General features: G+C 49.2%; 24 tRNA genes and 1 rRNA gene. All 25 read right to left on the minus strand.

Features of this window, described 5'->3' with window-relative positions:
• Positions 1 to 162: 162 nt before the first annotated feature.
• A tRNA-Glu gene (locus GMA11_RS08995) sits at positions 163 to 234 on the minus strand.
• Between the two features lie 10 nt (positions 235 to 244).
• Positions 245 to 318 (minus strand) — tRNA-Ile (locus tag GMA11_RS09000).
• 28 nt (positions 319 to 346) lie between these two features.
• Positions 347 to 417: transfer RNA gene (locus tag GMA11_RS09005), tRNA-Gly, on the minus strand.
• Between the two features lie 27 nt (positions 418 to 444).
• Positions 445 to 517: transfer RNA gene (locus GMA11_RS09010), tRNA-Asp, on the minus strand.
• A gap of 11 nt (positions 518 to 528) precedes the next feature.
• Positions 529 to 601: transfer RNA gene (locus tag GMA11_RS09015), tRNA-Met, on the minus strand.
• 24 nt (positions 602 to 625) lie between these two features.
• Positions 626 to 715 (minus strand) — tRNA-Ser (locus tag GMA11_RS09020).
• Between the two features lie 9 nt (positions 716 to 724).
• Positions 725 to 796: transfer RNA gene (locus GMA11_RS09025), tRNA-Glu, on the minus strand.
• Positions 797 to 811: 15 nt separating this feature from the next.
• Positions 812 to 900, minus strand: a tRNA-Ser gene (locus GMA11_RS09030).
• A 26-nt stretch (positions 901 to 926) separates the two neighbouring features.
• Positions 927 to 1000 (minus strand) — tRNA-Ile (locus tag GMA11_RS09035).
• Positions 1001 to 1028: 28 nt separating this feature from the next.
• Positions 1029 to 1099, minus strand: a tRNA-Gly gene (locus GMA11_RS09040).
• Between the two features lie 6 nt (positions 1100 to 1105).
• Positions 1106 to 1178: transfer RNA gene (locus tag GMA11_RS09045), tRNA-Phe, on the minus strand.
• A 3-nt stretch (positions 1179 to 1181) separates the two neighbouring features.
• A tRNA-Asp gene (locus GMA11_RS09050) sits at positions 1182 to 1254 on the minus strand.
• Between the two features lie 11 nt (positions 1255 to 1265).
• Positions 1266 to 1338: transfer RNA gene (locus GMA11_RS09055), tRNA-Met, on the minus strand.
• Positions 1339 to 1362: 24 nt separating this feature from the next.
• Positions 1363 to 1452 (minus strand) — tRNA-Ser (locus GMA11_RS09060).
• A gap of 5 nt (positions 1453 to 1457) precedes the next feature.
• Positions 1458 to 1531, minus strand: a tRNA-Ile gene (locus GMA11_RS09065).
• A gap of 13 nt (positions 1532 to 1544) precedes the next feature.
• A tRNA-Met gene (locus GMA11_RS09070) sits at positions 1545 to 1618 on the minus strand.
• 14 nt (positions 1619 to 1632) lie between these two features.
• Positions 1633 to 1706 (minus strand) — tRNA-Pro (locus GMA11_RS09075).
• A 20-nt stretch (positions 1707 to 1726) separates the two neighbouring features.
• Positions 1727 to 1800 (minus strand) — tRNA-Arg (locus GMA11_RS09080).
• Between the two features lie 9 nt (positions 1801 to 1809).
• A tRNA-Leu gene (locus GMA11_RS09085) sits at positions 1810 to 1895 on the minus strand.
• Positions 1896 to 1924: 29 nt separating this feature from the next.
• Positions 1925 to 1996, minus strand: a tRNA-Gly gene (locus tag GMA11_RS09090).
• Between the two features lie 10 nt (positions 1997 to 2006).
• Positions 2007 to 2079, minus strand: a tRNA-Thr gene (locus GMA11_RS09095).
• An 11-nt stretch (positions 2080 to 2090) separates the two neighbouring features.
• Positions 2091 to 2172, minus strand: a tRNA-Leu gene (locus tag GMA11_RS09100).
• A gap of 35 nt (positions 2173 to 2207) precedes the next feature.
• Positions 2208 to 2280, minus strand: a tRNA-Lys gene (locus tag GMA11_RS09105).
• A 3-nt stretch (positions 2281 to 2283) separates the two neighbouring features.
• Positions 2284 to 2356: transfer RNA gene (locus GMA11_RS09110), tRNA-Val, on the minus strand.
• Positions 2357 to 2366: 10 nt separating this feature from the next.
• Positions 2367 to 2482: ribosomal RNA gene (gene rrf / locus GMA11_RS09115) — 5S ribosomal RNA — on the minus strand.
• Between the last annotated feature and the right edge of the window lie 6 nt (positions 2483 to 2488).

A 2488-nucleotide genomic window follows, 5' to 3' on the forward strand; every position in this document is an offset into this window, starting at 1 on the left:
TACCTCCTTGTTTAATTGTGGTGATTTAATCATACAGGTATTTCTCTTTTTTTGTCCACTTTTATATACAAAATCGTGTTGGTGGATTATTCCCACCAACACGATTTATTATAGAGCCTATAAAAGTAGATAAAAAAAGAACGCTATAGCGTTCTCTTAGTATGACCCGTACGGGACTCGAACCCGTGTTACCGCCGTGAAAGGGCGGTGTCTTAACCGCTTGACCAACGGGCCAAAATATAAGTGGGCCTAAATGGACTCGAACCATCGACCTCACGCTTATCAGGCGTGCGCTCTAACCAGCTGAGCTATAGGCCCTTATGTTTATAAGATAATTTATCTTATAAGCGGGTGACGAGAATCGAACTCGCGACAACAGCTTGGAAGGCTGTAGTTTTACCACTAAACTACACCCGCATAAAAGAAACACATTATGCGTTTTGACGGTCCCGACGGGATTTGAACCCGCGATCTCCTGCGTGACAGGCAGGCATGTTAACCCCTACACCACGGAACCATGTTTTAACATTGCGGGAGTAGGACTTGAACCTACGACCTTCGGGTTATGAGCCCGACGAGCTGCCAACTGCTCCATCCCGCGATAATATTATACTCTTTCGAGTTAAGGAGGATAAGGGATTCGAACCCTTGCACGCTTTTACACGCCTGACGGTTTTCAAGACCGTTCCCTTCAGCCGAACTTGGGTAATCCTCCATTAAATAATGACCCGTACGGGACTCGAACCCGTGTTACCGCCGTGAAAGGGCGGTGTCTTAACCGCTTGACCAACGGGCCATGCTGATAAAGCAACGGAGAAAGAGGGATTTGAACCCTCGCGCCGCGTTATGCGACCTACACCCTTAGCAGGGGCGCCTCTTCAGCCTCTTGAGTATTTCCCCAAAATGTTGAAAAAATGCTTTATCAATGGGCCTAAATGGACTCGAACCATCGACCTCACGCTTATCAGGCGTGCGCTCTAACCAGCTGAGCTATAGGCCCTTATGTTTATAAGATAATTTATCTTATAAGCGGGTGACGAGAATCGAACTCGCGACAACAGCTTGGAAGGCTGTAGTTTTACCACTAAACTACACCCGCTAAAAGTGGTTCAGGACAGAGTCGAACTGCCGACACCTTGAGCTTCAATCAAGTGCTCTACCAACTGAGCTACTGAACCATACGGTCCCGACGGGATTTGAACCCGCGATCTCCTGCGTGACAGGCAGGCATGTTAACCCCTACACCACGGAACCATGTTTTAACATTGCGGGAGTAGGACTTGAACCTACGACCTTCGGGTTATGAGCCCGACGAGCTGCCAACTGCTCCATCCCGCGATAATATTATACTCTTTCGAGTTAAGGAGGATAAGGGATTCGAACCCTTGCACGCTTTTACACGCCTGACGGTTTTCAAGACCGTTCCCTTCAGCCGGACTTGGGTAATCCTCCATAAATGGACCTTGTAGGACTCGAACCTACGACCGATCGGTTATGAGCCGATAGCTCTAACCAACTGAGCTAAAGGTCCTACATAGATCTTATAGCGGCGAAGGGAATCGAACCCCCGACCTCTCGGGTATGAACCGAACGCTCTAGCCAGCTGAGCTACACCGCCTAAATATATAAAAGTCGGGAAGACAGGATTCGAACCTGCGACCCCTTGGTCCCAAACCAAGTGCTCTACCAAGCTGAGCTACTTCCCGTTTTTCATGTCTAACATGAATGCACCCAACAGGAGTCGAACCTGTAACCGCTTGATTCGTAGTCAAGTACTCTATCCAATTGAGCTATGGGTGCTCACTTCTATGCCGAGGACCGGAATCGAACCGGTACGGTGATCACTCACCGCAGGATTTTAAGTCCTGTGCGTCTGCCAGTTCCGCCACCCCGGCATTTATTATGTACTCTCTCATACATAATAAGCGAAAGACGGGGTTCGAACCCGCGACCCCCACCTTGGCAAGGTGGTGTTCTACCACTGAACTACTTTCGCATCTCTTCTATGCCGGCTAAAGGACTTGAACCCTCGACCCTCTGATTACAAATCAGATGCTCTACCAACTGAGCTAAGCCGGCTTTTTCTCCCATGCGGATGAAGGGACTTGAACCCCCACGAATCTCTTCGCCAGAGCCTAAATCTGGTGCGTCTGCCAATTCCGCCACATCCGCTCTCTTTCTTCCCTTACTCTCTTGCAAGGTTAAGATGAGTGATACAGGGCTCGAACCTGTGACCCTCTGATTAAAAGTCAGATGCTCTACCAACTGAGCTAATCACTCTTATGGAGGTTAACGGGATCGAACCGCTGACCCCCTGCTTGTAAGGCAGGTGCTCTCCCAGCTGAGCTAAACCTCCATTCTCAAAAGCGTGGCAACGTCCTACTCTCACAGGGGCAATGCCCCAACTACCCTCGGCGCTAAGAAGCTTAACTTCTGTGTTCGACATGGTGACAGGTGTGTCCTTCTTGCCATCATTACCACACTTTCT

The sequence above is a fragment of the Granulicatella sp. zg-ZJ genome (genome assembly GCF_010892355.1).
Classification (GTDB): domain Bacteria; phylum Bacillota; class Bacilli; order Lactobacillales; family Aerococcaceae; genus WM01.